The 3359-nt window shown below is 57.1% G+C and carries 2 rRNA genes; both read left to right on the forward strand.

Going from position 1 to position 3359, the window contains the following annotated elements:
* The first annotated feature begins 61 nt into the window (after positions 1 to 61).
* Positions 62 to 2989, forward strand: a 23S ribosomal RNA gene (locus tag LI336_RS20020).
* Between the two features lie 117 nt (positions 2990 to 3106).
* A 5S ribosomal RNA gene (gene rrf, locus LI336_RS20025) occupies positions 3107 to 3228 on the forward strand.
* Positions 3229 to 3359: the final 131 nt, after the last annotated feature.

Here is a 3359-nt window from a genome sequence, read left to right on the forward strand (position 1 = left end):
CGCGTGTAAGCACAATCCAGACACAAACTGGACTCGTACCATCGAGTCAACAACATTCCAACAGACGTGGCTACTGTGCCAACTGGTGGATGGCTCGGCTTGAGAGCCGACGAAGGACGTGCCAAGCTGCGAAAAGCCCAAGGGACCCGCACGGAGGGAAAGAACTTGGGATCTCCGAATGGGAATCCCCACCGCAATTGCTTCGCGCAATGGGGAACGCCGAGAACTGAAACATCTTAGTATCGGCCGGAAAAGAAAGCAAGACCGCGATGTCGTCAGTAACCGCGAGTGAACGCGACCCAGTCCAAACCGAAGCCCTCACGGGCAATGTGGTGTTCGGACTGACAACCAACAACAGAACGTTCGATTGAAGTCTCCTGGAACGGAGCGCGACACAGGGTGACAGCCCCGTAAACCGAACAAGTACGTTGGGCGTCAGCTCCAGAGTATCGGGGGTTGGATATCCCTCGTGAACGACGCGGGCATCGACCGCGAAGACTAAACACTCCTCAAGACCGATAGCGAACAAGTAGCGTGAGCGAACGCTGAAAAGCACCCCACAAAGGGAGGTGCAATAGGGCCTGAAATCAGTTGGCGATAGAGCGATGGGGCATACAAGGTCCACGAGAAAACGACCCGGGCGCGAGCCCGCAGTAGGAACTCGTGGAAGCCGGTGTTCCATCGTGCGTTTTGAAAAACGAGCCAGGGAGTGCATCTGTCTGACGAGTCTAACCAGCTTCTCGCTGGGAAGGCACAGGGAAACCGATACGACCGCAGCCCCCTAGGGGCCAGGGTCACCGTGTTCAAGCGCGGGGAGTCAAACGGATGCGACCCGAAACCAGATGATCTACGCCTGGGCAAGGTGAAGCGTGCCGAAAGGCACGTGGAGGCCTGTTAGCGTTGGTGTCCTTCAATACCCTCGCGTGACCTAGGTGTAGGGGTGAAAGGCCCATCGAATCTGGCAACAGCTGGTTCCAATCGAAACATGTCGAAGCATGACCTCTGCTGAGGTAGCTCGTGGGGTAGAGCGACCGATTGGGAGATCCCACTTCGAGAGAAGTGGGCCTCCCTGTCAAACTCCAAACCTACGAGCGCCGTCGACGCAGGGAGTCCGGTGTGCGGGGTAAGCCTGTGCACCATGAGGGAGACAACCCAGAGCCGGGTTAAGGTCCCCAAGTGTGGATTAAGTGCGATCGAAGGTGGTCTCAAGCCCTAGACAGCCGGGAGGTGAGCTTAGAAGCAGCTACCCTCTAAGAATAGCGTAACAGCTTACCGGCCGAGGTTTGAGGCGCCCAAAATGATCGGGGCTCAAATCCACCACCGAGACCTGGCCGCACCCATCATACGGGTGATCGTGTAGATTGGCGCTCTGTATGGGTGGAAGCACGGACGAGAGTTCGCGTGGACCATACAGTGACGAAAATCCTGGCCATAGTAGCAGCGTTAGTCGGGTTAGACCCCCGACGGCCGAAAGAGCAAGGGTTCCTCGGCAATGCCGTTCAGCCGAGGGTTAGCCGGCCCTAAGTCCAACCGTAATTCGACTTGGACGAACCGGGAAACTGGTTAATATTCCAGTGCTCGTATGCAGTGAACGCCGACGCCTTAGAGACAGTCGAGCTGGGCCTTCGCCCAGTCGAATCCGGGAAATCCGTGGACGCCGTAATGGCAGGAAGCGGACGAAGCCGGAGATAGCGAAAGTCGACCGTATCCGGGGCCCGTGAAAAGGCAAGCATACGAACCGTACCGAGATCCGACACAGGTGCTCTAGCCGAGAACGCTCAGGCCTGTCGGGAACAACCGACGTCAGGGAATTCGGCAAATTAGCCCCGTAAGTTCGCGAGAAGGGGTGCCTGCCTCGGAGAGAGGCAGGTCACAGTGACCAAGAAGCTCCGACTGTCTAGTAACAACATAGGTGACCGCAAATCCGAAAGGACTCGTACGGTCACTGAATCCTGCCCAGTGCGGGTATCTGAACACCCAGTACAATGGGACGAAGGACCCGTCAACGGCGGGGGTAACTATGACCCTCTTAAGGTAGCGTAGTACCTTGCCGCTTCAGTAGCGGCTTGCACGAATGGATCAACGAGAGCTTCGCTGTCCCGACGTTGGGCCCGGTGAACTGTACGTTCCAGTGCGGAGTCTGGAGTCCCCCAGGGGGAAGCGAAGACCCTATAGAGCTTTACTGCAGGCTGTCGCTGAGACACGGTCGTTAGTGTGCAGCATAGGTAGGAGCCGTTACACAGGTACCCGCGCTAGCGGGCCACCGAGGCATCAGTGAAATACTACCCACTAATGACTGTGACTCTCACTCCGGGAGGAGGACACCGGTAGCCGGGCAGTTTGACTGGGGCGGTACACGCTTGAAAAGATATCGAGCGTGCCCCAAGATCACCTCAATCGCGTCGGAGACGCGATGAAGAGCGCAAGAGCATAAGGTGGTCTGACAGTGTCATTCCCAACGAGTGACACTGACGTGAAAACGTGGTCTAGCGAACCAATTTGCCTGCTTGATGCGGGCCATTGCTGACAGAAAAGCTACCTTAGGGATAACAGAGTCGTCACGCGCAAGAGCACATATCGACCGCGTGGCTTGCTACCTCGATGTCGGTTCCCTCCATCCTGCCCGTGCAGCAGCGGGCAAGGGTGAGGTTGTTCGCCTATTAAAGGAGGTCGTGAGCTGGGTTTAGACCGTCGTGAGACAGGTCGGCTGCTATCTACTGGGGGTGTTATGGAACCTGACGGGAACGCTCGTATAGTACGAGAGGAACTACGAGTGGTGACCACTGGTGTACCGGTTGTCCGAGAGGGCATGTGCCGGGCAGCTACGTCACACGGGGTAAGAGCTGAACGCATCTAAGCTCGAAACCCACCTGGAAAAGAGGTTCCGCTTGAGAGTCCTCATAGAAGATGAGGTAGATAGACTCGGGGTGTACGCACCAAGGCAACGAGGTGTTGAGCCCGCGAGAACTAATCACTCGAGCCACCATTCATTCGGACTGTGTGCTGACTCGTGCTGTACGAGTCCAGGTGTTAACTGGATTGTGCTTACATTGCGGCTGTCGTACCGACGTTTGGCGTACCATGGATCGTTCCCGTGGGTCGGCGTTGAGGCGGCCAGAGCGGTGGGGTGACACCCGTACCCATCCCGAACACGGAAGTTAAGCCCATCTGCGTACCGGGGAGTACTGGAGTGCGCGAGCCTCTGGGAAACGCGGTTCGCTGCCTCGCATTCATATCTTGAAGCCTGCCATCCCCTTTGGGGGTGGCGGGCTTTTCGTCTTTAATGGGGAGTGGTGATGCTGTCCGTGGATTGTGTGTGTTTGTGTTCGCGGAGTGGCGACGCTGACCGTGGATTGTGC

The organism is Halorubellus salinus, assembly GCF_020567525.1.
Classification (GTDB): Archaea; Halobacteriota; Halobacteria; order Halobacteriales; family Natrialbaceae; genus Halorubellus; species Halorubellus salinus.